Below are 22905 nucleotides of genomic sequence, written 5' to 3' on the forward strand. Positions count from 1 at the left end.
GCCCGCCGCGTCCCGCCCTGCGGACGGCCGGAACCGTCCGCAGGGCGGTTGCGCAGGGCGGATCAGATGCCCCGGCCGCGTTTGTGCAGGGTACGCAGCACCGCGTCGGCCCGGACCACCCGACCGGCGACCGCGATCGCCAGGTAGGCGCGCGGCTCGCGAGGGTTGCTGCGCAGGGTGCGTCGCGCCCACCGCAGCGCGCCCCGGCGATCACCGGAGGCGGCGTGGGCGAACGCGATCTGCCCGCTGACCCGGGCCGCGCCCGCCGGTTGGGTGGCGAACTCCGGGTAGCGCCGCAGCAGCCACTGCAACGCCTCGGAGATGGTGTCCCAGCGCTGCGCGAAGTACGAGCGCTTGTGCCAGCGCACCAGCACCGACGGCGTCGGCAGGTTGATCAGCGGCGCGCTGCGGGCGGCCCGCAACAGGAACTCGTAGTCCTCGGCGTAACTGCCCGGGATCTCCTCGTCGACCAGGCCGAAGCCGTCGCGCAGCGCCGTCGCGCGGATCAGGAAGGTGGACGGGTGCAGCTCGGTCAACCGGTCCCGCAGGAGGTCGTCGAGGGTGATCCGCTCCTTGTCGAGCACCCGGTCGACGGTGTGCCCGTCGTAGCTCACCCGGATGCCGCAGCAGACGAACTCGGCCGTCGGGTCGGCGGCCAGGGCGTCGACCTGGGCGGCCAGCTTGCCCGGCAGCCACTCGTCGTCGTCGTCGCAGAACGCGATCAGCTCACCCCCGGCGGCGAGGGTGCCGCTGTTGCGCGCCCCGGCCAGCCCCGGCGCCCGCCCGTTGCCGATGACCCGCACCGCCCGGTCCGGCCCGGCCAGGCCGGTCAGCGACTCGTCGGGCGTGGACTGGTCGAACACGACGACGGCCTCGATGCTGCCCGGGTACTCCTGGGCGAGGATCGCCGCGAGAGCGGCGCGCAGCAGTTCGGGGCGGTCCCGGGTGGGCACCACGACGCTGACGCTCGGCGCTGGGGTCATCGGGTCTCCTCCGTACCCTGGCCGGGTCGCGGCCAGGTCCGCCAGCGGGGTCGGCGCCGGATCGACCGGGCCACCAGGTCATCCACGATCTGCCCGACGCGGGCGACGGCCGCGCGGCGGGCCTCGTGCGCGGCCGGGTCGGCGGCCACCGCGTACCGGGAGGGGTCGGCCTGCCCGGCGGCGAGCGCGTCGTGCAGCGCCTCTCGGGTCTCGCAGAGCGCCACCAGCCCGGCCGCGCCGAGCCGGCGGGCGAAGAGCTGCTGGTGGTCGTCGACGTGTTCGCCGTGCGACGGGTCACGCGGCACCACGATGGGCAGGTGGCCGTGCCGGCGGGCCTCCAGGATCGTCGCCGGGCCGCCGTGGCACACCACCAGGTCGGCGTCGGCCATCGCCTCCTGCAGGGCGTCGTGGCCGAGGAAGGGCACCGCACCGGGCAGTGGCGGCGCCGCGGTGTGCCCGTGCTGCACTGTCAACCCGACCGGGCCGGCCTGCGCGTGCCACTGCGCCAGCCAGTCGACGAGCCGGTCGAAGGGGTGTTTGTCGGTGCCGACGGCGACGAGCAGCCGGGTCTGCCCGACGTCCGTGGTGTCGCGCTGGCGCGGCAGTCGGGACTCCTCGGCGGCGGTGTCACGGCGGGCCGTGCCCGCCTCCCCGCTCACAGGAGCGTCCCGACGACTGTGGCCTCCGGATACTGCCGGCGCTGCTCGTCCCACTGCACGAGCATCGCGGACAGGAACGGGCGGCAGAGCCGGGCGGTGAGTGTCGGGGTGTCGATCCGGTCGTACACCTCGATGTAGACGGTCGGGATGCGACGCAGGCGGGCCAGCACCACGAACGGCACGGCCACGCCGGCGCCGGTGGTGACCACGGCCGCGACCCGCCGGCCGCGCAGCACGCGCCAGGCCAGTCGCGCGTTGCGCAGCAGATTCGGCACGTTGCGCGTGGTCGGATGGTGCGCCGGAACCAGGTCCTCGCCGGCCAGCAGCGACACCGCCTCCGGTGTGTCGAAAGTGACCCAGCAGCGCCGCCACCGTTCGTACCAGGGCCGCAGGGCGAGTAGTTGGGCCAGGTGTCCGCCGCTGGAACCCACCAGCAGCAGCACCGACGAATTGTCCTCGTCGTTCGTGTCCACGCGACTCCCCACAAGTCCGCTTGGAATTCCGATTCACGCCAGGCAGAAGCAGATCACAGGTTTCCCGGTCGTTGAATAGCGCGACCGGACGAGGCGACGATCTCCACTCGGCGTGGTCAGGCCCACTGTCGACCCCACGGCCTATTGATCGTCATCACGACCTGCCATTTTGTCGTCACTCTACGACGCGCACCCGGCGTCGCGCTGTCTCCGGTTCAGTCGCTATGTCGTTTCTCGATGACGTCCAACAGTGCGGGATGCAGCGCGCCGTTCCACCCGGCGCCGGCGTCCGCCAGCCGCCACGTCCGCAGCCACATCTCCAGCAGGTACGCGTCGGCCACCAGCCGGCACTGCGCCGGGCCGAGGCCCAGCCGCCCGCCGTGCCGATCCACCTGGTCGTCCACCGCCGCGGCGGCCACCGCCGCCGGTTCGGCGCGCAGCACCAGCGACCGCTGGAAGGCGTCGTGCGCCAGGTCGAAGCCGACAGGCACGTCCGGGCCACTGTGCTCCCAGTCCCAGGCCACCAGCCGGCCGTCGTGCGTGCCCAGGTTCCACGGCACCCAGTCGCCGTGCCAGTGGCCGAACTCGACGGCCGTGTCGCCGTGCCGGCGGGCCAGCGCGGCGACCGCCGCCACCGCCCGCGCCCCGGTCGGCTCGGCCGTGGCGGCCCGCTCGGCCTGGGCGGCCAGCCGGGTCAGGAACGTCGAGGAGGCAAGCGGTCGGGGCGTCCCGGCCGGGGCGCCCCGGCGGGCGACCGCGAGCAGCGCCGCGATCCGGGGCGGGTCGTCGGCCGGCACACCGCGTACGTCGGGCGGCAGCGGTTCGATCACCGCGACCGCCTGGCCGGCCCACGCCGTCTCGGTGAGCAGCCCCGGCGGCACCGGATGGTCGGCGACGCCGCTCACCGCCCGCAACTCCCGCAGGGCGCTCGCCTCGGCGGTGACAAGCGCCCGGGTGGCGTCGTTCCAGCCGATCTTCGCGTAGCCACGCGGGCGACCGTCGACTGTGAACAGTTGCAGGGTGGGTTTGACGTTCGGATCCGGCGGGCGGACCCCGCACGCGGCCAACAGCGGCGTACCGCCCAGCGCGGCGGCGAGCCGCTCGGTCAGCAGCAACTCGGCCACGGGCGCCCCCACCGGCACCGAGACGGTGAGCGTCGGAAACGGCGCCAGACCCGCCCCGCCGAACCGGGCCAGCCCGCCGAGCGCCGCCCGCAGCGCCCGCACCTTCGGCGGCCGCAACGCGTTGTACGCCAGCAACGACGCCGCGCCGGCCCGGGGTGCGCCCAGCGGCACGAGGAACCGGGCCCGGGCCACCGACGGCACCACCGCGTACCGGGCCACCGCCCGATGCCCGGCCGGCAGCGTGCCACCCACCGTCAGACCGACCCGGTCGTCCGGGAACACCGCGCGGCTCACCCAGCCCAGCCCGTCCACCCGGGATCGGGGATCGGTCGCCGGGGTGACCCCGGTCGTCACGCCGCCCGGTCCGCCCAGTCGAGGTCCAACCCGAGCCGCTCGCGCAGCGCGTCGTTGTACGGGCGGTAGTAGTCGGTCAACTCGGCGCGCAGCGCCGGCTCCAGCGGAGCGGAGCGCCTGTCGTTGTAGACCTTGAAGTTCGGCAGGTCGTACGGGGGCAGCTCGAGGAAGTCGAGGGTGCGCTGATAGGTGGCGCGGGAGTCGCGGTACAGGTCCTCGCTGGGCAGGAAGAGGATCTGCCCGGAGTCGAAGCGCTCCAACCACGGCTCCAGGTGCTCCAGGTAACGCCCCCGGGCCCGGTACGTGTACCAGTCGTACGCCTCGCTGAACGCCTCCGGCTCGGCGATGAGCCGTTCCCGCTCCCCCGCTGTGCGCTCCGGCTCGGCGGCCAGCGCTTCGGCGAAGTCCAGCGGCTCGATGCCGTGGGTGCGGCGCTCCTTCCAGTGCGAGTACGCCCGCTCGACCGGGTCGCGCAGCAGCACGATCAGCTTCACCGTCGGCATCAGCGCGGCGACCCGCTGCGCGGCGAGCGGGTGGAACATGTAGAGCGGGGCGGCCTCGCCGACCCGGACCGGCCCGCCGTGCCGCTTCGTGAGGGCGTCGCGCTGCCGCTCGGTCGGGAAGTGCGAGCGGTACCACGCCTCGCCGCGACCCCAGTGCTCCTCGAAGTAGTGCGCCGACTTGGTGTTCCACGCGGGAAACAGCCGGGGCACCAGGGGGTGCTGGATGAGGTAGTTCCACAGGGAGGTGGTGCCGCCCCGCTTGGTGCCGATGATCAGGAAATCCGGCAGTGGCCGGCGATCACTGGTGCGTACCCCGTAGTCGACCAGGGACTCTCGCACCCGGGTGGTCACCTGGGTTGGCACCAACTGCTTGACCCGGTCACGGATGGACGCCACGATGGCCCTCACCTGTCTCTCGTCGATTCCGGGGCCGACCGGGCGGCCGTGACCGCGTCGTCGGACCCACGGATCTGCCTCATGGTCACCCGGATGCCGGCGCGCACCCGGGGCAACGTCAACATGCCGACGCAACCGGCCAGCAACACGCCCAGCGCCACAGCCAGGCCGGACAGGCCACGGCCCCCGGCCAGCACGCCGATCCCCGCCGCGAGGCCCACTCCGCCGAGGGTGGCCGCCGCCGCGCGCAGCGTCGCGGCGTCGACAAGCGGCTCGGCGACCACCGCACGGGCGAACGCGGCGGCGGTGAGGTTCTCGGTGGCGATACCGGCGGCCCAGGCGAACGCCGCGCCCGTCGCGCCGTGCCCGGGGATCAGCCAGAGCCCGAGCGAGACGGTCACGGTGAGCCCGGCCAGTGTGGACACCAGATGCAGGCCGCTGCGCCCGCCCATCAGCAGGAGGCTCTGCACGTTGCCCACGCCGGTGTTCACAAGCATCGCCAGCGCGAGCACGGTCATGGCCGGCACGCCGGCGGTGAACTCCGGGCCGAACAGTTGCAGGAACGCGAGCGCGAACACCGCGAGCAGCAGGTACACCGGCCAGGACAGCACCAGCCCCCAGGTCGTCAACTGCCGGTGCACGGCGGCCGCGGCGGCCCGCTCACCACGCCCCAGCAGCCGGGACAGCTGCGGTGACACCGCCACCCGCAGCCCCTGCATGGCGAGCTGACCGGCAAGCACGTACCGGCCGACCGCGCCGAAGACACCCGCGTCGGCCGGGCCGGCAAGCACCGACGTCAGCAGCACCCCCACCCACATGCTGCCCGCGTCGATGGCCGCCGAGGCGGCCCGGGGCAGCGCGAAACGCCAGAACGTCGACCAGTCGGCCCGGCCCGGTCGCAGAGCCGCGCCCCGGCCCAGGCCGAGCGGGCCGGCCACCAGGGTGAGGCAGGCCAGCAGCGCCAGCGCCGCCGGCACCAGCCAGCCGGTCATGCCGGCGAGCAGGCCGCCGCCGACCAGCGCTGCGGCGCCGACAAGCGCCGGGCGGGCCACCGGCAGCAGGAGGAACTGCACGCCGACGTACGCGCGGATGGGTCGCACGCAGCGCAGCGCGGCCAGCAGCAGGGTCATCGCCACCACCACCGGCACGGCGGCGAAGGTGAGCGTCAGCAACGCGTCGCCGTGCTCGCCCGAGCCCCGCAGCAGTCGGGGGGCGAGTGCGCCGGCGCTCAGCGCTCCGACGCCGGCGACCACCAGCCCGGCCAGCAGCGGAGGGATCAGCGCCACCGGAAGCATCCGGGCCGCGTCGCCCCGGACGCCGAGACGACGACGGGGCAGCGCCCACATCAGACCGGTCTCCGCGCCCAGCGTGCAGACCGCGGTGGCCACGGTGACCACGCCGATCGCGGCGAAGAACGCGCCCGCGCCTGTCGTCCCGTACCCCCGGGTGATCACCACGGCCAGCACGAAGCCGAACAGTCCGCTGGTGGCGGCGCCGAGCAGCCCGGCCACGCCGCTGCGGGCGCTGCTGCGCGTCTCGGCCGCGCCGACGTCGTCCGTGCCGGCGGCGGCGTCCGCCGCGCGGTGCGGGCCGGTCGGCGGCCGGATGGCGGCGGTCATGCCGGCACCGCCGTGGCGGGCGTGCGCGGGCGGTGCCCCCGCCGCGCGCTCGTGAGCCGTTCCCGTTCGGCGAGCGCCATGGCGAACGCGACCGCGAAGAACGCGACGGACAGGTTCTGGTTGGCCATGCCGTAGAACGGGACCTGCACGAGGCAGACCACCGGCACCACCGCCAGCCACTGCCCGGCCGCCGAGGTCGCCCGGGCGCAGATCACCGCGGCGGCGACGAACCAGGCCAGAAAACACACAAGCGCCGGTACGCCGTGACTGAACAACACCATCCACAGCTGCCCCTGGGTGCCGATCGGCGCGGCGGCGGAGACCGTGTCCACGTTCACCGGCGCGCCGTAGCCCAGCCAGGGCGAGTCCTGCACACGGCGGATCACCTCGGTGTAGAGCGACAGGCGGTCCGTGTTGGTGTCGCTGGAATCGACCCGCTTGTTGATCAGGTCGGTGATCGGGATGAACAGGGTGGCCAGCGCGCCGATGACGACCACGCCGACGATGGACGCGGCGACCCGGACGTTGCCGCGCAGGCTGGCCCGCACCCCGAGCACCGCGAGCCCGGCGCCCAGACTGAGGAACATCGCCCGGTTCAGTGTGAGGAACGCGGGCGCGAGCGACAGCGGCAGCGACGCCAGCAGCGCCCAGCGCAGCAACCCCCGACGGCGCAGCATGGTGTACGCCACCACGCAGGGCAGCGTCATGGCGTACGCGCTGCCGTAGTTGTTGGTGTACGAGAACGGCGCGGCCGGCCGGTAGATCGGGTTGAGCGAGCGCTCGCTGTACTCCGCGGTTCTCAGGTGCACCATGTCCCGGATGAACGGGGTGCGGGCCACCCCGCCGGGCAGCAGCACCTCCATCGGGGTGGCCATCCCCAGCCGGGGCACCAGCACCCCGAGCCAGCCCAGCACCACCAGGGCGAACCAGAACGCGCAGAGCGGGGTGAGCACCGCCACCAGGTCGGCGCGTTCCCGGGCGGCGGCGTAGACGTAGACGGCGACCACCAGCGCGGTCAGGTAGAAGGCCAACCGCAGGGCGAACGTCAGCAGCGAGGCCGGCGACGGCAACTGGGTGGCGCTGACGACCACGATGGCCAGGAACAGCAGCCAGATGCCGGACGTCGGTGGCAGCGGCACCCGACCCCGGGCGAGCAACAACGCGAGCAGCAGCGCACCCAGCAGCGGCCAGCCCAGGTAGAACGCCCCGAGCGCCCACCAGAGCGGCACCAGCCCGAACATCAGCGCCAGCGGCCAGATCGGCAGCCGGGCCGGGGGTGGGGCCGGTGGCGCCGGCCCGAGGGGGGCGGCGGCGTCGCCGGGTGGCGGCTCGATCGCCGGGGCACGGGTGACCGACACGTGTCAGGCCCGGCCGTTACGGGTGAGCACGAAGCCCAGCGGGGTGACCCCGGCGGCGCGCAAGCGCTCCACGAGCCGCCGCAGGTCGCTCTGCCGGGTGCGGTCCCGCTCGACGACAACCACGGCGCTGCCCTGCCGGGCCACCGCCACGCCACGCTCGTCGGACTCGGCCGCTGGGGCGTTGAACAGCACCAGCCCGTGGTCCGCGCCCTGGCGCCAGGTGCCGAAGCGGACGCTGCCGACACCCACCGTCACCTCGTCGGCCGCCGCCGGTCGGCCGTTCTCGGACGGGGTGGACGCCACCCGGGGCAGGGTCAGCGTGGCGTCCGGGTCGGTGGAGGGGCGGGCGCCGGGCGGGTGCGGGGAGGGCCGCCGCGGCGGCGAGCTCTCCGCCGTGGCGGCGGGAGCCGCGGCACCGGCCGGGCGCGGCTTGGGCACCGACGGCCGGGACGGGTCGATGGGCAGCCGCCCACGGTCGGCCAGGACGGCGGCGCGCAGGCGCTCGGTGCGCCCGCTGTCGTCGGCGACGAAGACCTCCCGGCCGTCGGCGGCGAGCGCCACGGCCAGCCCGGCGGTGAGTGCCGTGGCGTCTTCCCGGGTGGTGACCAACGCGACCCGGGCGGGTTGGCGGACCCGCTCGGCGACCGCCATCGCCACGTAGCGGATGTCCGCGTCGACGGCCCGGGGGCTGCCCCGAAACGCCTGCCGACGCACCGTCCCGAGCAGCGGCAGACCGGTGGCCTCCCGGCCGTCGCTTACCGAGCGGACCCGCCGGTCGGTCGACTCCCACACGTACGCCAGCACAACGCCTATCAGCGCGCCGCCGAGCAGGCCGGCGACCAGGTAGAGCGGCCGGTGGCCGGCGGAGGTGGCCAGTGCCCGTTCGGCGGTCTGTGTGATCCAGCCGGGATTCACGTCGACCGCGGCGATCTCGGTACGGGAGGTGTTGAGCTGGGTGAGCTGATTGTTGATTCCGGACAGTTCGGCCAGCGCGGCATCCCCGGCGGCGGTGCCCTTGGCGCTCGTCACCCGTTTCTGCACGGCTGCCTGTTGGGCGGCGACCTTGGTGATGCTCGCGTCGTAGGAGCGCAGCATCTCGGCGCGCTGCTGCTCGTACATGGTGCGCCGCACGTCCAGGTACGCCTGCGCGGCGAGGTTGGCGCCCTGCACCGCCCGCTGCGCGTCGTGCGCCTGGTAGGTGAAGCGCAGGATCTGCCCGCCGGTGGGGACCTCGACCTCGAGGGCGTTGCGGATGTCACGCGGTTCGCCGCCGGCGGCGTCGGCGAGACGCTGGACCACCTGCGTGCCGGTGGCGAGGCCGCTCTCCACGTTCATGTTCACGGCGCGGTCGGCGCCCGCGCCACTGGGGGTGAAGGCGTCGGTGACCACCGGGCGGACCGCCACCACCGCGCTCGCGCTCACCGCCGCCGGGACGAGCAGCACGTAGCCCAGGGCGGCGAGCAGGCCGACCAGGGCGACGGCGACCACCAGCCGCAGCCGGTGCATCGGCACCCGCAGCAGGTCGGTGAGCGTGACGGCACGGGCGGTGCCGGCGGACGGGCCGTCGGTCGGCCAGGAGGCGGGCGTTGCGTCAGTCATGGAACTTCTTCACCGTCTGTTGAGGATTGCCGACGACGACGACACCCGGTGGCACGTCCGCGCGCACCACTGTCGCCGCGCCCACGACGCTGTCCCGGCCGACGTGGACCCCCTTGAGCACCAGGGCGTGCGCGCCGATCCACACGTTCTCCTCGATGACGATCGGGGCGCGCGTCGCCGGGCCGGGCGGCGCGTGCCGCTGCTCGGGTGGCAGGTTGTGGAAGTCGTTGTCCAGGAGTTCGCAATCGGACAGCAGGCACCGGTCTCCCACGGTCACCGATGTCCAGACGCCGATCCACGTGGCGTTGAGCAGGCAGTCCGCGCCGACGCGTACCTCGCCGGGGCCGGCGAAGCGCACCAGTTTGTTGAGGCGCGTCCGATCGCCGATGCTCACCCGTACGCCCCGGCGCAGCCGGATCCGCCCTCGGATCTCCACGTCCCGGCCGAGTGTGAGCCGCCGGTAGCGCAGCTGGTACCAGGCGCGTTTGAGCGCGAAGACCAGGTGCACGGCGCGTTTCGCGCGGATGCCAGCAGCGCCGACCAACGACCCCTCCCCACATCGTGGGGTCGGCGGCGGTGGTCCCGCCGCCGACCCAACGTGAACAATCTACCGACGCTCCGTTACGAACGGTGGACCGTTACTGCACGGAGAAGAACAGCGAGGGGGTGGACCAGGACAACTCGGGCGTCGCCGTGGCGATGACCGTAGCCGCGGCGCCGTTGACCACCGCGGTCGGCGCGGCCGTCGGGTCGAACGGCACGCTGCGCAGCGTGCCGTCGGTGGCACCGTAGACGATCTGACCGCCGACCCAGGCCATGCCGCGCACACCCGACCAGGTGACAGCGGTTGTCGGCAACGTGAACTCGGTGGCGCCCAGATAGCTGCCGTCGATCTCGAAGTAGCGGTAGTAGAGGCTGTTCGCGCCGGTCCGGGTGTAGTACAGCCGGCCGTCGAGGTAGAAGGCGCCGGTCAGCAGCGCCGGATTGAACCAGTCGTTGTAGCCGGACGCCTCCCACGGCGACCCGATCGCGCCGCCGTTGAACAGCGAGATGTCGATCCGGCTGCCGGTGGGCGTTCCCGCGACGGTGTGCGCCCAGTAGATCCGGTCGTCGACCCGCCAGGTCGCGCCGGCCGCGGTGTAGGCGGGCTGGCTGGTCGCGGTCGCGGTGCCCAGCGCGGTGCCGTCGAACGGCACCTTGGTCACGGCGCCCGCTGCGGTGGCCACATAGAGGTTGCCGGTGGTCGCCGACGGCGGGTTCTTCGCGGTGAAGGTACGGCCACCGGCGAGCGGGAACATGCCGAGCCGGCCGTGGTACTCCTCGCCCATCCCGTCGGAGTTGTGCCCGAAGTAGAGCCCGTCCGAGCCGCGCCAGAGCACCGGCACCGCCGAACCCCAGGCGGTGGTGCCGGCGGGCATCGAGGCGCTGCCGCTGCGGCGCGGGTTCCAGTTCACCGGCAGGCCGGTGGCCGGGGTGACCGCCGCGATGCCGAGCCGGTCGATCGCGCCCGCGCCGGCGGTGTCGCTGGCGTTCGGGTTGTTCAGCCAGCGGAAGTGCCCGCCGAGGTAGATGACGTTGTCGGCCACCTCGACCGAGGTGATGGTGTCGTTGCCGGTGAAGTCGATCCAGGTGGCGAGCTGGCCGGCGCCCCGGGCGGGGGTCTCGAAACGGGCCAGTGCGTCGCAGTACGCGGTCGGCCAACCGCCGCCGCCGTTCGAGCCGACGACGAACCAGCTGCCGTCCTCAGCGAACCGCACGTCCTGCACGTAGTGCACGAACGTCGCCGGGGACGCGCACGGCGCCACGTACTTCTCGGTGCTCCAGTCCAGCACCGTCGGCGTGCCGGTGAGGTCGACAAGCGCGATCTGGTTGCGCGGCAGGTCGTTGACGAGCGTGAAGTTGCCGCCCAGCACCAGGGTGTGGCCGTCCGGCGTGACGTCGATCGTCCACACGTACGACGTGGTGCTGTGCCGCCCGACGGTGGCGTCGATGCTGAACGTCGGGTCGATCGCGCCTGTGGTCGCGTTGAGCCGGCCGAGACCTGCGTGCGCGGTGCCGTTGAGCCAGTTGAACGCGCCGGCCACGTAGAGCGAGTTGCCGGACAGGACCAGGTCGCGGACGGTGCCGCCGTCGGAGCGTCCGACCCAGCTGTCGATGGTCGCGCCGGTCGCGGGGTTCAGCGCGACCAGGTTCTTGCGGGAGACCCCGTTGACGGTCTTGAAGGCGCCGCCGACGATAAGCGTGCCGCCGGGACCGGCGAGCAGCGTGTTGACCGCGCCGTCGAGCACCGGCAGGAAGGTCGTGGACATGGTGCCGGTGGTGCGGTCGTACGCGAAGAGGTAGCGCTGCGTGATCCACGCGGAGCTGGCGGTCTGCCGGAGCTGGGTGAAGCTGCCGCCGACGAAGACGGTGTTGCCGACCTGCGCGAAGGCGCGGGTCTCACCGTCGCGGGCGTGCGGGGTCGTGTCGCTGGGATTGCCGGACACCAGGGTCGCGGTCTCGGGGACCGGCACCACCGCCGCCGAGGACACCGAGGGCACGCTGAGCACCGCGGCGACGGTCGCGAGAGCGACCACCCCCGCCCGAGTACGACGTCGTCCTGACAACCGCCACAAGTGCGAGAGTTTGGGCACGCTGCGCCTCCAAGATGGATGAGAACCCGAGGTAGCGTCCCTCGCCCAGCCTGGTAGGCGCATCCGCCGATTGGGCGGTGCATGAATCTGCTAGCCGACAGAACGCCGGAGGATCAGCCGGCGAACTCCCGATGAACGGTGTCGGCGTTCACGATGTCGTCATCGTCGGTCAGCGGCTCCCTCCGGTGGGCTGTCGCAGGTAGGCGTCCTTGCCGGCCTGCGTGAAGCCGGCCACCGCGGACGCGTCGTGGTTCATCGTCATGTCACAGGTCGCCGTGCGGGTGGTCATGCCCGGCGAATTGAAGTAGATCGCGGCCTTGATCTTCGGGTGGGCCTTCAGCGCGGCCGGGAACTCCTGGAACCAACGCTGCTTGGCACCAGGGTCGGCGGAGTTGAAGTTCGTGCCGAACTCGGCGAGCATCCGCGGCTTGCCGGCCCCGATCCCGTTCTCGTCGAGCCAGCGGTAGAAGCCGTCGACCGTCGTGCTCGGGCTCTTCCACACGGTGCTGCCGTTGCAGACGTGGAAGTTGTACGGGTCGTAGGCCACCCAGTCGACGTACCGGTCGCCGGGGTAGAGGCCGGCGTACCGGGAGTAGTGCCCGGACCAGCCCATCATCGTCCACACCCAGACGGCGTTGTCCGCGCCGGCCTTGGCGAACCGCTCGTACACGTACTTCCAGGCGCGGACGAAGTCGGCGTCGCTGCCCTTGTTCGGCTCGTCCTCCGGCTCGTGGTCGAAGCCCAGGAACACAGGCACCTTGGCGGCCCGGATGCGACCGGCGACCGCGTCGATGGTGGCGTCGTGGCGACCACTGTAGACGTCGGACCACTTCAGCGTCGTGCCGGCGGAGAAGTCGCGGGACTCCCAGGCGAAGAACATCAGCCGGCCCTCGCGCATCTGCTGCGCCTCGTACGCGTCGGGGAACGCACCGTTGCTGCCGGCATTGGAGAAGTCGTGGTAGCGGTGCACGATGTCGAATTTGCGCCCCACCTGCGCCTCGACGGTCGTGATCGCCTTGGCGTGATCCCAGCCGCTGCCCGCGTTGGCGGGTGAGTACATGCCCCACCAGGCGCCGCAGGAGGGGACGAGCGTGTCCGACACCTGGCCGCACTTGCCGGACGGGAGTTCCGGACTGCCCGTGGGCGTGGGCGTCCGGGACGGCGCGAGCGTCGGCTTGGGCGCGGCCGTGGTCGGCGGCGCGCTCGGCGAGGGCGGCGGCGCCGGTCGGGGGGGGGGGGGGGGCGGCGGCGGGGGGGGGGGGGGGGGGGTGAGGGGGAGCCGGGCGGGGGGGGGGGGGGGGGGGGGCTCGACCGACCCCCCCAACACCCAGGGCGCCAGGCCCGGCGGGGGCGTGGGGTGGGGCGCGGCGGTGGGCGGCGGCGCGCTCGGCGCGGGCGGCGGCGCCGGTGGGGTCGGCGGCGCCGCCGACGGCGGGGTGCCGAGGTCGTAGCTGATCACCAGGCTGGGTCGCAGGTCCGGGTCGCGGTTCTCGACCGACGCCCAGTAGACGCGGGTCTCCAGGCCGGTCTGGGCGAGCGACACCGTCCAGGTGCCGTTGCCGGTGACCAGTTTGGAGACGTCCCACTCGTTGACGCCCTTGGCCACGCCGGTAACGGTGTCCAGCGCGGCGCCCGCCGTCGCCGGGACGGGGCGCGTCTCGCGGGCGCTCAACGCCGCGGCGTGCGCGGTCACCGTGGCGGCGAACTGCTGCCAGGCGTGCATGCGCAGCGTCGCCCGGACGTTGACGGCGGCGGCCGGAACGGTGGTCACCGCGAACTCGACGACCGCCTCCCGACCACCGCGCGGGTTGCCGTCGCAGCGCGCCGGGCAGGTCGCCAGGGTCGTCTTGGTGGCGTTGTCGCCGTCCTGGGTCACCACCGTCGCGGTGGTGTCCGCGACCGCGCGGATCGACAGGTCGTCGCTGGCCAGCAGCGGCATCATGGTGGCCACGATGCCGGCCACCACGGCACCCCCGACCACGCCGATCGCGATCGCCTTACGCCGGGGACCGTTGCGGAGCCGGGTGATGCGGTGCAGTCCATGCCTGGTCAAGGAGAACTCCCTGTGTCTGCTGCGATAACCGTGAGCAGCGTATCCACGACCAGGGCATGTCGTACGGAGGACAGTTTCCCGTAAGCGCGTCTTAACCGTCAGCTAAGACAACGCCCGATTCACATACGTGCGGGGCCTGATCGTCAACCACGGCGCTGCAGGAGGCCGGCGGCCAGGAAGGTCACGCACGGGATGAGGAGCAGCGCCAGTGCGTAGGGCGGCACCGAAAGGTCGAAGGCGAGGTACAGGACCACACCCACCAGCCACAGGGCCGTGACCGAGCCGCCAAGCAGCAGATATTGCCTGCCACCGTCGTCCGGCCGCACCACCCCGGACCGACCCTTCCGCCACATCTGGACGACCACGACAGCAGCCACCACGGCCATGACCGCCACGAAGGGCCAACCGAGTGAGCCGTACCCGAGCGCGGCGACCAGCACCAGCACGCTGAGGGCACCGATGGCGAGAAGCACCAGGACAGACATCAAGGCCTCCGGCGGAAGGGATCATCGGATGTAGCTTCCCGGAGCGTCAGGCGGCGCGTGCGGCCGCCAGCGCGGCGGACATCGCCGCCCTCGGCGCGGCAACGCCGGTGAACTGCTCGAACTGGCCGACCGCCTGCGCCAGCAACAGGTCCAGTCCGGACACCACCCGTAGGCCGGCCCCGAGCGCGGACGCGGCCAACGGCGTCGGCCACGGGTCGTAGAGCGCGTCGAAGAACACCCCGCCCGGTCGCCACGTCACCACGGCCGCGAGCGGGTCGGCGACGCCCTTCGGCACCGTGGAGACGACCACGTCGGCGGCGGCGAGCCGGGCCGGGTCGGGCCACACGGCGCCCGTCAGCGCCAGATCGAGGGCGTCGGCCACCGGACGCAGCTCGTCGACCGCCTCCGGCCGGCGGGCCACCACCGTGACCGACGAGCAGGCCAACCGGGCGGCGGCGGCGAGCGCGGCGCGGGCCGTGCCACCCGCGCCCAACACGGTAACGGCGGCGCCGGGCACCACCCCGGCACCGGTGAGCACCTCGACCATGCCGCCGACGTCGGTGTTGTCCGCGTACCAGGAGTCGTCCGGACGGCGTACCAACGTGTTGGCCGCGCCGACGGCGACGGCGACCGGCGACGCGGCGTCGGCCACGGCGAGCGCCGCCTCCTTGCCCGGCATGGTCACCGACAGCCCGGCCCACTCCGGGCCCAGGCCGGCGACCAGGGCCGGCAGCTCCGCGGCCGCGCACTCGATCCGGGTGTACGACCAGCCGGTCAGCCCGGCGGCGGCGTAACCGGCGGTGTGGATCACCGGGGACAGCGAGTGGGCGATGGGCTTGCCCAGCACCGCGGCCCGACGGGCCACCACTGTCCGCGTCATGTCCGCCCCCCGTACACGTCGCCTCGACCCTACCGACCGCACCGGCCGCCGCACCACCCGTCCCCGACCGCGCCGACGGTTGTTCGCTTGACGTTTCATCGACGTCGGTGAAAGCATTCGGCGCAGGACGATCGATCGAAAACTGGGGGGAAACCATGAACAAGCGGATTCTGCGCGTCCTCATCGCGATTGCCGCAGCCTTCAGCATTTCGCTGATGGCGGCCGCGCCCGCGCGTGCGGACAGCGCGGCGGGCAGTTGGTCGGACAATCACGAGTTGTGCGCGTCCAGCTCGTGCGTGCGTGCCGGCAACATCGTGCGCCTCTGGCAGGCCATCATCTGGGCCGACGACCTGAGCGGCACCGTCGGCACCAGCTTCATCGACGGCGAGTACGGCTCCAACACCGCCGCCAAGACCAGGACCTGGCAGGACGTGATGAACATCGGCATCGACGGAAAGGTCGGGCCGCAGACCTGGGGTAAGGCGTACGGTGCGGTCAACCGCAACACCGGCTACGACACGAGCACCCAGACCGGGTACTTCTACTACGGATACAACCGCACCTTCCCGCTGCGCAAGCAGAACAGCAACGGGGTGTGGACGTTCCTGAACCCGCGCACCGGCTCGTGGACCGGCACAAGCCACTGACAACGACACCGCAAATGGTGTTTCCGGGCTGACGAAAAAGGCTCCCTTTCCACTGCGGAAAGGGAGCCTTTTTCGGTGGTCGGGAATTCGTCAGATGATGCCGGCCTCCCGGGCCTTGGCCTTGTTCCGCTCATGCTGCTCGGGTGTCTCGGCGAACTCCGAGTGACCCTGCTTGTCGATGGCCACGAAGAAGAGCCACTTACCCACCGGCGGAGCCATCGCGCCTTTCAGCGCCTGCTCACCAGGGTTGTTGATGGGGGTGGGGACCAGGCCCGGCAGCTTGCGGTTGTACGGGTTCTTCGGGTTGTCCATGTCGGCCGCCGTCATCTCCTTGGACGACTTGGTCCTCTGCCCGGTCGACTCCAGGTAGTAGTTGACCGTGACGTCCATCTCCAGGCAGTTGCAGGGGAACTCGCCGTACACCCGGTTGTAGGCCACCCGGGCGACCTTGCCGAGGTCGTCCTTGTTGCCGGCCTCGGCCTGCGCGAGCGACGCCACGATCAGCGCCTCGTACGGGCTGACCTTGCGCTCCTTCTGCACCCGGTCGGCGAACTTCATCTCGCCGGTCACCGAGAGGAAGTTGTCCACCATCAGCTTGAGGATGCTCTCGGCGGTGGCCTTCGGCGGGATCTCGTACGTGTCCGGGTAGAGGAAGCCCTCGATGGACTTGACGACCTTCTTGCCGTCGTCGCGCTTGAACCACCAGTCCGGGACGCCGAGCGCCTCCGGGTCCTTGGCGGCGGCCTGGAAGTCCTTGACCGGGATCTTGGTCTTCTCCGAGAGCAGCTTGTAGATGTTCATGCTGGTGCGGCCCTCGGGGATGGTCAACCCGTTGACGATCTTGTTCTTCAGGTCGAGCATGGCCGTCACGGCGCTCGCGCCGCTCATCTGCTTGCGCAGCTTGTACGTGCCCGGCTGGATGTTCTTGCTGCGCGAATTGGCCTCGGCGGCCTCGATGAACGCCTTCTGGCTCTTCACCACATCGGCGGCGACCAGGGTGTCGGCCATGTCGGCGAGCAGCGCGCCGCTCTTGATCTCGACGGTGATCTCGCCGGAGCCGCCGCCGTCATAGTCGGGGGTGACGAAGTAGTTCTGGATCCGGTCGAACCCGTAGAACGCCCCGCCACCGATGCCGCCCAGCAGGAGCAGGGCCATCAGCAGCGCCAGGAAGGTCTTGCCGCGCCCCCCGGAGCCGGAGCCGCCGTTTCGCTTACGGACGAAGCTGCGCCGATGCCGGCCCTTCTCACCCCGCTCCGGCTCGTCAAACCCAAGATCCAGATCGTCGATCATTACGTCCGCCTCCGCTGCGCGTCCAGCCAGCTCTGCAGGATCTCCACCGCGGCCGCCTGGTCGACAACCGCACGTTGACGTTTACCTCGGACGCCACGTTCGGCAAGCCTACGAGAAGCGACCACCGTCGACATCCTCTCGTCGGTAAGCGTTACCGGTACGGGCGCTATCACATCGACCAGTCGGTCAGCGTACGCCTTCACTCCGACCGCCGCTGGGCCGTGTTTGCCGGCCAGATTGACCGGAAGGCCGACGACAACCTCGACCGCCTCGTGTTCGGCCACCAACGCCACGAGCTGGGCAATGTCGCTCGGCACCACGTCCGGCGCGGCGGTGAGATCGCGGGCGAGGGTGACGAGCGGCGTGGCCAGCACCCCGTCCGGATCCGAGCGGGACACGCCGACCCGCACCTGGCCGACATCCACGCCGATGCGAACTCCCCGTGTGAAACCGCTCACCGTCGGTCACCCCTCGGCTGTCGACGAGCCAGGGCGGACCGATCGGCCCGCCCTGGTCGACAATGACCGCCCATCACGCCTCGGTGATCGCCTTCTCGACGGTGAGCAGCAGGTTCGGCGCCTCGGCCGCGGGCAGGCCGCCACCCTGGGCCAGGTCGGGGCTGCCCCCGCCGCGCCCGGAGAACGCCGCCTTCACCAGGTCCGATGCGGCCAGGCCCCGAGCGCGGGCCGCCGCGTTGACCGCCACCACAAGCGACGCCTTGCCGTTGGCGCGGGCCGCCACCGCGACCACCGCCGGCCGCGCCGGGTCGATCTTGCCGCGGATCTCCTGCGCCAGGGTCCGTACGTCGTTGCCGGCCGCGCCCTCCGGCGCCTCGGTGCCCACGTACGCCACCCCGCGCACATCCTTGGCCTGCGCGGCGAGCGCCCCCGCCCCGCCCAGCACCAACTGGGCGCGCAGCTTCTCCAGCTCCTTCTCCGCGTCGCGGAGCTGGGTGACTGTCTGCTCGACCCGGTCGGCGACCTGGTCGTTGGGCACCCGGTACAGCTCGGCCAGCCGGGACACCAGCAGGTGCTCCCTGGCCAGGAAGCCGAAGGCGTCCATGCCGACGAGCGCCTCGACCCGGCGGACACCGGAGCCGATCGACGACTCGGAGAGGATCTTCACGAGGCCGAGCTGCGCCGAGCGGGCCACGTGCGTGCCGCCGCACAGCTCGCGGGCGTAGTCGCCGACCTCGACGACACGCACCTCCTCGCCGTACTTCTCGCCGAACAGCGCCATCGCGCCGATCCGCCGCGCCTCGTCCAGCGAGGTGATGAAGGCGTGCACCTCCAGGTCGGCCAGGAGCACCTCGTTGACCTGCTGCTCCACGTCCCGCAGAACTGTCGGCGACACACCCGTCGGAGTGTTGAAGTCGAACCGCAGCCGGCCCGGCGCGTTCAGCGAACCCGCCTGGGTGGCCGACTCGCCGAGGAAGTTGCGCATGGTCTGGTGCACCAGGTGGGTGGCCGTGTGCGACCGGGAGATCGCCCGCCGCCGCGTGGTGTCGATCTCGGCGTAACCGGTGTCGCCGCTGTGCACCTCGCCCCGGATGACCCGGGCCCGGTGCACGATCAGGCCGGGCACCGGCTGCTGCACGTCGAGCACCTCGACCTGACCGTCGCCGACGGTGATGATGCCGTGGTCGGGCTGCTGGCCACCGCCCTCGGCGTAGAACGGGGTCGTGTCGAGCACCAACTCGACGGTCTCGCCCTCGGTCGCCGCCTGGCGCGGGCCGTCCGCGCCCAGCAGCGCCCGCACCCGCGACTCGCGGGTCACCTCGCTGTAGCCGGTGAACGTCACCGGGCCGCCCGCGTCGAGCACCGACCGGTACGCCGACACGTCGGTGTGCCCCGTCTTGCGGGCCTGCGCGTCCGCCTTAGCCCGGGTCCGCTGGTCGGCCATCAGCCGGCGGAAGCCCTCGTCGTCGACCTTCAGGCCCTGCTCCGCCGCGATCTCCAGGGTCAGGTCGATCGGAAAGCCGTACGTGTCGTGCAGCTGGAACGCCTTCGCCCCGGACAGCGCCGTGCCGCCCGCCGTGCGGGTCTCGGCGATCGCCGTGTCCAGGATCGTCGTCCCGGCGCGCAGCGTCGACAGGAAGGCTTCCTCCTCGGCGTACGCGTACTGCGCGATCCGGTCGAAGTCGGTCGCCAGCTCCGGGTACGACGGCGCCATGCAGTCCCGCGCGACCGGCAGCAGCTCGGGCAGCGCCCGGTCCTGCCAGCCGAGCAGCCGGATCGACCGGATCGCCCGGCGCATGATCCGGCGCAACACGTAGCCACGGCCCTCGTTGCTCGGGGTCACGCCGTCGCCGATCAGCATCAGCGCGGTACGCACGTGGTCCGCGACCACGCGCAGCCGGATGTCGTCCGGGTGCGACTCGCTGGCCACGTGCCCGGAGTGCGCGCCGTAACGCTTGCCGGTCAGCTCCGCCGCGCGGGCCAGAATCGGTCGAACCTCGTCGATCTCGTAGAGGTTGTCGACACCCTGCAGGATGGAGGCCATCCGCTCCAGGCCCATGCCGGTGTCGATGTTCTGCGCGGGAAGGTCACCCAGGATCGGGTAGTCCTCCTTGGTCGTGCCCGGGCCGCGCTCGAACTGCATGAAGACGAGGTTCCAGTACTCCATGTACCGGTCCTCGTCGACCGCCGGGCCGCCCTCGGCCCCGTACTCCGGGCCCCGGTCGTAGAACAGCTCGGACGACGGACCACACGGGCCGGGAATGCCCATCGACCAGAAGTTGTCCGCCTTGCCCCGGCGGACGATCCGCTCGGTCGGCACACCCACCGACCGCCAGATCTCGTACGCCTCGTCGTCGTCGAGGTAGATCGTCGGCCAGATCCGCTCCGGATCCAGCCCGTACCCACCCTCGGCGACCGGCTTCGTGGACAACTCCCAGGCCAGCGGAATCGCGCCGGCCTTGAAGTAGTCACCGAAGGAGAAGTTGCCGTTCATCTGGAAGAACGTGCCGTGCCGGCTGGTCTTGCCGACCTCGTCGATGTCCGGGGTGCGAATGCACTTCTGCACGCTCACCGCCCGCCGGTACGGCGGGGTCTGCTGGCCCAGGAAGTAGGGCACGAACTGCACCATGCCGGCGTTGACGAACAGCAGGTTCGGGTCGCTGATGGCGGGCAGCGGAGCGGACGGCACCACGGCGTGGCCGTTCGCCTCGAAGTGCGCGAGGTACCGCCGCTTGATCTCCGCCGTCTTCATCGCTGGTGTTCCTCCGGAAAGATGTCTCGATCGCCGATGCGCGGGTCCTCCCGCAGGTCGGCGAACTTGTCGTCGAACGCCTCGCCCTGGGCGAACGCGTGGTGGATCTCCTGCTCGCGCTCGGCCATCCCGACCCGGACGTCCTCCACGAAGCTACGCAGCGACTCCATCAGGCCGCCAGCGGATTCCGACAACGAGCTGGCGATGCCGGCGGGGGTGTACGCCTGCGCGGTGCGGGTCGCCTTGCGGACCACGATCACACCGACGGCCACGCCGATGCCGAGCCAGAACAAGCGCCTCATGTCTCGCTACCTCCTGGTGCGCCGGGCCGGTCAGCTGTTGCCGCGCCGCGCGGCCCGTCGCTGCTGCTTGATGGTGTCGCGCACCTCGCGCTCGGTCTCGGCGTGCCGGCGGCCGGCAGCGGCCTTGCGCACGCCGTAGCCGAACGCGGCCACCTTGACCAGCGGGTTGGCGGCCGCGGCGGAGACGACGGTGGCCAGGTTGGCGACGTTGGCGGTGACGTTCTGGGCGTGGCTGGTCATCGTGTCGACCTTCGCCAGCTGGAGGTTCACGCCGTCGAGCGAGGTCTGGACCTGCTCCAGCGCGACGTTGACGTTCTTCACAGTGGTGTTCACGTCACCGAGCAGCGGTCCGGTCCGATCGTTGAGATCGTTGATCATCCGGGTGGTGGCGTCCACCGTGTGTCGCAGCCGCAGGATGGGCAGCGTCAGGATGAGCACCAGCACCGCGAACGCGCTCGCCGCGATCAGCGCCGCGATCGCCAAAATGTCGCCCACGCCTGTCCTCCTCAAGCAGAGTTCCGCAGGACCCGACGTCCCCGGAACGCACAACAGTGGTGCCCACCGAACAAGCCGGGCCGTCGCCGGTCACCGGACACGGGCGGGCCCGCCAGCCCCAGACCCTACCGTCCGTGATGGAGAGCGGCTCAGGACGGTGAGGGTGTCACGTCGCCCAGCGGATCCCCGCTGACCGTCGGGTACGGGTCCTCTCCGGTCAGTGACGGATCGGTGCTGGGCTGCGGCCTGGTCCGCTCGTCGTCGATCGCGTTGCGCACCTTCACCGACACCAACGAGCCGGTGCACTCCCCCGCAGCGGCCGACGGCTCCGGGGACGGCACGATCGCCGGCTCCCCGTCGACAGGTGGCGGTACGCAGGCCGGCGCCCGTACCCACAGGTCGAGGGTCAGCTCGTCCTGACGCCAGCAGCTGTAGCTGCCCTTCGTCTTCTGCTCCGGGCAGCGACTCACCTTCCACGGTCGCCAGCCGTCCTGGCGCAGCGCCTCCTCGTAGACCTTCGTCGTCTCCTCCGGCGACTTCTCCGAGGTGACGGTGCGCTCGCGCAGTCGACAGTCCAGCAGGCACCAACGGCTGCCGCTGACATCGTCGACAGTCTTCGTCGCGGCCCACGCGGGCACACCGAGCTGGTCCAGGTTGTCGAAGACCGGGTCCCGGCTGAGCGTGCGAACCCCGAAGAAGAGCGGTACCGCGCCGAGCAGCACGACGCTTACCAGCGCCAGAATGGCCACCCGCAGTCGGCGTCGTTCGCGTGACTGCCGGCGTACCTCGGAACGGGCGCCCGGGGCATCGTCGTCGGACGCCTCCTGGCCGGCCGCGCGCAGTGCGGGCCCGTCGGCCGGCTCGGCGATCGGCCGGTCCACCGGCGGCGTCGCGGCGGGCACCACGACGGCGGCGCGGGCCACACCGGCGGGCTCGCCGGGCCGGCCGGGCGGCGGCACGGGCGCGACACCGCTGGGCTCGGGCCGGCCGGCCTCGCGGGGCGGCGGCAGGGCACGGCCCGCGGCGCGGTCCGCCGGTCGCGGGGCGGCAGCACGCGCGGTCGCGGGTGCACCGGGGCCGGCGTGCTCGGCACCCGCTCGGTCGTCGCCGACCGGTGGCTGCCCGACGCCCGGCGGACGGACTGCCGCACGGGCCGGACCGTCCGGGCCGACGCCCGGCGGGACGGCGGCGCGGGCCGGGCCGTCCGGGCGGGGCCGCGCCGAGCCGGGGCGCGGCGGGGCGTCCGGGCCGACGCCCGGGCGTACCGCCGCGCGGGCCGGACGATCCGGGTCCACGCCCGGCGGGACGGCGGCACGCGCCGGAGCATCCGGGCCGGCACCCGGCGGGACTGCGGCACGCGCCGACCCGTCCGGGCGGGCGGCACCGCGCTCGGGCATGCCGCTGGGACGGGGTGGACCGTCGGGGCCACGGCGGCCGGTGCCGGAGGCCGGCGCGTCGCCGGGCCCGGGCCGGGCCCGAGCGCCGGGTGGCGCGGAGCGGGCACCCCGGACGGGCGCGGGCCGTCCGCTGCCGCCAGGGCCGGCGTACGGGTCGTCGCCGCGGTCGTCCACGTGGCCGGTGCGTCCGTCGGTGGCGGGCTCGGCGGGCGGGCGGCCGCGTCGGTTGATCGGATCCGGAGCCGTTCCCGGAGTGCCCCGACGCCCGACGGGTCGCTCACCTGTCGGATGAGGCGCGGGACCGCTCGGCTGCTCGGCGGTGGACTCCGGCGCACCGGATCCGGCCGCCCGACGGCCGGTGGGAGCGTCCGCGCCCGGGTCGGCCGGCGGCCCGACGGGACGGCGACCGGCAGCGCGGTCCGCGGCCGGATCGGGGACGGCGAGG

Annotated in this window: 20 protein-coding genes; 1 reads left to right on the forward strand and 19 read right to left on the reverse strand. The window is 72.5% G+C overall.

Annotation, left to right across the window (positions count from 1 at the left end):
• Positions 1–62 precede the first annotated feature (62 nt).
• The 13 genes from ACGFIE_RS30120 to ACGFIE_RS30180 form a co-directional block, all read right to left on the reverse strand.
• Positions 63–983, reverse strand: a complete 921-nt coding sequence (locus tag ACGFIE_RS30120) for a glycosyltransferase family 2 protein (protein ID WP_393300947.1) — start codon at positions 981–983, stop codon at positions 63–65.
• Entirely contained in the window at positions 980–1642 is a 663-nt protein-coding gene (locus ACGFIE_RS30125) for a glycosyltransferase (protein ID WP_393300950.1), read from the reverse strand. The genes ACGFIE_RS30120 and ACGFIE_RS30125 overlap by 4 nt, the downstream gene beginning before the upstream one ends.
• On the reverse strand, positions 1639–2115 hold the full coding sequence (locus tag ACGFIE_RS30130; protein WP_363686922.1) for a UDP-N-acetylglucosamine--LPS N-acetylglucosamine transferase: 477 nt from the start codon (positions 2113–2115) through the stop codon (positions 1639–1641). Before ACGFIE_RS30130 ends, ACGFIE_RS30125 begins: the two co-directional genes overlap by 4 nt.
• A 215-nt stretch (positions 2116–2330) precedes the next feature.
• Entirely contained in the window at positions 2331–3593 is a 1263-nt protein-coding gene (locus ACGFIE_RS30135) for a hypothetical protein (protein WP_363686924.1), read from the reverse strand.
• Positions 3590–4492, reverse strand: a complete 903-nt coding sequence (locus ACGFIE_RS30140) for a sulfotransferase domain-containing protein (RefSeq protein ID WP_393301041.1) — start codon at positions 4490–4492, stop codon at positions 3590–3592. The genes ACGFIE_RS30135 and ACGFIE_RS30140 overlap by 4 nt, the downstream gene beginning before the upstream one ends.
• Positions 4493–4500: 8 nt before the next feature.
• On the reverse strand, positions 4501–6111 hold the full coding sequence (locus ACGFIE_RS30145; RefSeq protein WP_393300952.1) for a lipopolysaccharide biosynthesis protein: 1611 nt from the start codon (positions 6109–6111) through the stop codon (positions 4501–4503).
• Positions 6108–7445: an O-antigen ligase family protein gene (locus ACGFIE_RS30150; RefSeq protein WP_393301044.1), complete on the reverse strand. Its 1338-nt coding sequence runs from the start codon at positions 7443–7445 to the stop codon at positions 6108–6110. The genes ACGFIE_RS30145 and ACGFIE_RS30150 overlap by 4 nt, the downstream gene beginning before the upstream one ends.
• A gap of 27 nt (positions 7446–7472) precedes the next feature.
• A complete protein-coding gene (locus ACGFIE_RS30155; RefSeq protein ID WP_393300955.1) occupies positions 7473–9068 on the reverse strand; it encodes a lipopolysaccharide biosynthesis protein in 1596 nt (531 codons plus the stop codon).
• Positions 9061–9612, reverse strand: coding sequence for an acyltransferase (locus ACGFIE_RS30160; protein WP_393300958.1), 552 nt, complete (start codon positions 9610–9612; stop codon positions 9061–9063). The genes ACGFIE_RS30155 and ACGFIE_RS30160 overlap by 8 nt, the downstream gene beginning before the upstream one ends.
• 94 nt (positions 9613–9706) lie before the next feature.
• The gene (locus tag ACGFIE_RS30165) at positions 9707–11644 is read right to left on the reverse strand and encodes a hypothetical protein (RefSeq protein WP_393300961.1); all 1938 of its coding nucleotides are present in this window, start codon (positions 11642–11644) and stop codon (positions 9707–9709) included.
• Positions 11645–11870: 226 nt separating this feature from the next.
• Complete coding sequence (locus ACGFIE_RS30170) at positions 11871–13754, reverse strand: glycosyl hydrolase (RefSeq protein WP_393300964.1); 1884 nt, start codon at positions 13752–13754, stop codon at positions 11871–11873.
• Positions 13755–13897: 143 nt separating this feature from the next.
• Positions 13898–14239: a hypothetical protein gene (locus ACGFIE_RS30175; RefSeq protein WP_393300967.1), complete on the reverse strand. Its 342-nt coding sequence runs from the start codon at positions 14237–14239 to the stop codon at positions 13898–13900.
• 46 nt (positions 14240–14285) lie between these two features.
• On the reverse strand, positions 14286–15119 hold the full coding sequence (locus ACGFIE_RS30180) for a shikimate dehydrogenase (protein ID WP_393300970.1): 834 nt from the start codon (positions 15117–15119) through the stop codon (positions 14286–14288).
• Positions 15120–15274: 155 nt separating this feature from the next.
• Here ACGFIE_RS30180 and ACGFIE_RS30185 point away from each other — a divergent pair, with 155 nt between their 5' ends.
• On the forward strand, positions 15275–15766 hold the full coding sequence (locus ACGFIE_RS30185; protein WP_363686938.1) for a peptidoglycan-binding domain-containing protein: 492 nt from the start codon (positions 15275–15277) through the stop codon (positions 15764–15766).
• A 90-nt stretch (positions 15767–15856) separates the two neighbouring features.
• On the opposite strand, the gene mltG is transcribed toward ACGFIE_RS30185, so the two are convergent.
• From mltG to ACGFIE_RS30215, 6 genes are all read right to left on the reverse strand, one after another.
• Positions 15857–17056 carry an endolytic transglycosylase MltG gene (mltG, locus tag ACGFIE_RS30190; RefSeq protein WP_393300973.1) on the reverse strand — a complete coding sequence of 400 codons (1200 nt, stop codon included), beginning with the start codon at positions 17054–17056 and terminating at the stop codon, positions 15857–15859.
• Complete coding sequence (ruvX, locus tag ACGFIE_RS30195) at positions 17056–17514, reverse strand: Holliday junction resolvase RuvX (protein WP_363686942.1); 459 nt, start codon at positions 17512–17514, stop codon at positions 17056–17058. The genes mltG and ruvX overlap by 1 nt, the downstream gene beginning before the upstream one ends.
• Before the next feature lie 73 nt (positions 17515–17587).
• Positions 17588–20266: an alanine--tRNA ligase gene (gene alaS, locus ACGFIE_RS30200; RefSeq protein ID WP_393300976.1), complete on the reverse strand. Its 2679-nt coding sequence runs from the start codon at positions 20264–20266 to the stop codon at positions 17588–17590.
• Positions 20263–20568: a hypothetical protein gene (locus ACGFIE_RS30205; RefSeq protein WP_363686946.1), complete on the reverse strand. Its 306-nt coding sequence runs from the start codon at positions 20566–20568 to the stop codon at positions 20263–20265. Before ACGFIE_RS30205 ends, alaS begins: the two co-directional genes overlap by 4 nt.
• 30 nt (positions 20569–20598) lie before the next feature.
• The gene (locus ACGFIE_RS30210) at positions 20599–21063 is read right to left on the reverse strand and encodes a DUF948 domain-containing protein (RefSeq protein WP_007458303.1); all 465 of its coding nucleotides are present in this window, start codon (positions 21061–21063) and stop codon (positions 20599–20601) included.
• Between the two features lie 149 nt (positions 21064–21212).
• The gene (locus tag ACGFIE_RS30215; RefSeq protein WP_393301047.1) at positions 21213–21905 is read right to left on the reverse strand and encodes a hypothetical protein; all 693 of its coding nucleotides are present in this window, start codon (positions 21903–21905) and stop codon (positions 21213–21215) included.
• Between the last annotated feature and the right edge of the window lie 1000 nt (positions 21906–22905).

Origin of the sequence: Micromonospora sp. NPDC049275, assembly GCF_043197115.1 — a bacterium.
Classification (GTDB): domain Bacteria; phylum Actinomycetota; class Actinomycetes; order Mycobacteriales; family Micromonosporaceae; genus Micromonospora.

Excerpts from the sequence above, each read along its gene's own strand:
- ACGFIE_RS30120 (WP_393300947.1), bottom strand. The coding sequence starts at position 983 with ATGACCCCAGCGCCGAGCGTCAGCGTCGTGGTGCCCACCCGGGACCGC.
- ACGFIE_RS30145 (WP_393300952.1), bottom strand. The coding sequence starts at position 6,111 with ATGACCGCCGCCATCCGGCCGCCGACCGGCCCGCACCGCGCGGCGGAC.
- ACGFIE_RS30155 (WP_393300955.1), bottom strand. The coding sequence starts at position 9,068 with ATGACTGACGCAACGCCCGCCTCCTGGCCGACCGACGGCCCGTCCGCC.
- ACGFIE_RS30175 (WP_393300967.1), bottom strand. The coding sequence starts at position 14,239 with ATGTCTGTCCTGGTGCTTCTCGCCATCGGTGCCCTCAGCGTGCTGGTG.
- ACGFIE_RS30180 (WP_393300970.1), bottom strand. The coding sequence starts at position 15,119 with ATGACGCGGACAGTGGTGGCCCGTCGGGCCGCGGTGCTGGGCAAGCCC.
- ACGFIE_RS30185 (WP_363686938.1), top strand. The coding sequence starts at position 15,275 with ATGAACAAGCGGATTCTGCGCGTCCTCATCGCGATTGCCGCAGCCTTC.
- mltG (WP_393300973.1), bottom strand. The coding sequence starts at position 17,056 with ATGATCGACGATCTGGATCTTGGGTTTGACGAGCCGGAGCGGGGTGAG.
- alaS (WP_393300976.1), bottom strand. The coding sequence starts at position 20,266 with ATGAAGACGGCGGAGATCAAGCGGCGGTACCTCGCGCACTTCGAGGCG.
- ACGFIE_RS30205 (WP_363686946.1), bottom strand. The coding sequence starts at position 20,568 with ATGAGGCGCTTGTTCTGGCTCGGCATCGGCGTGGCCGTCGGTGTGATC.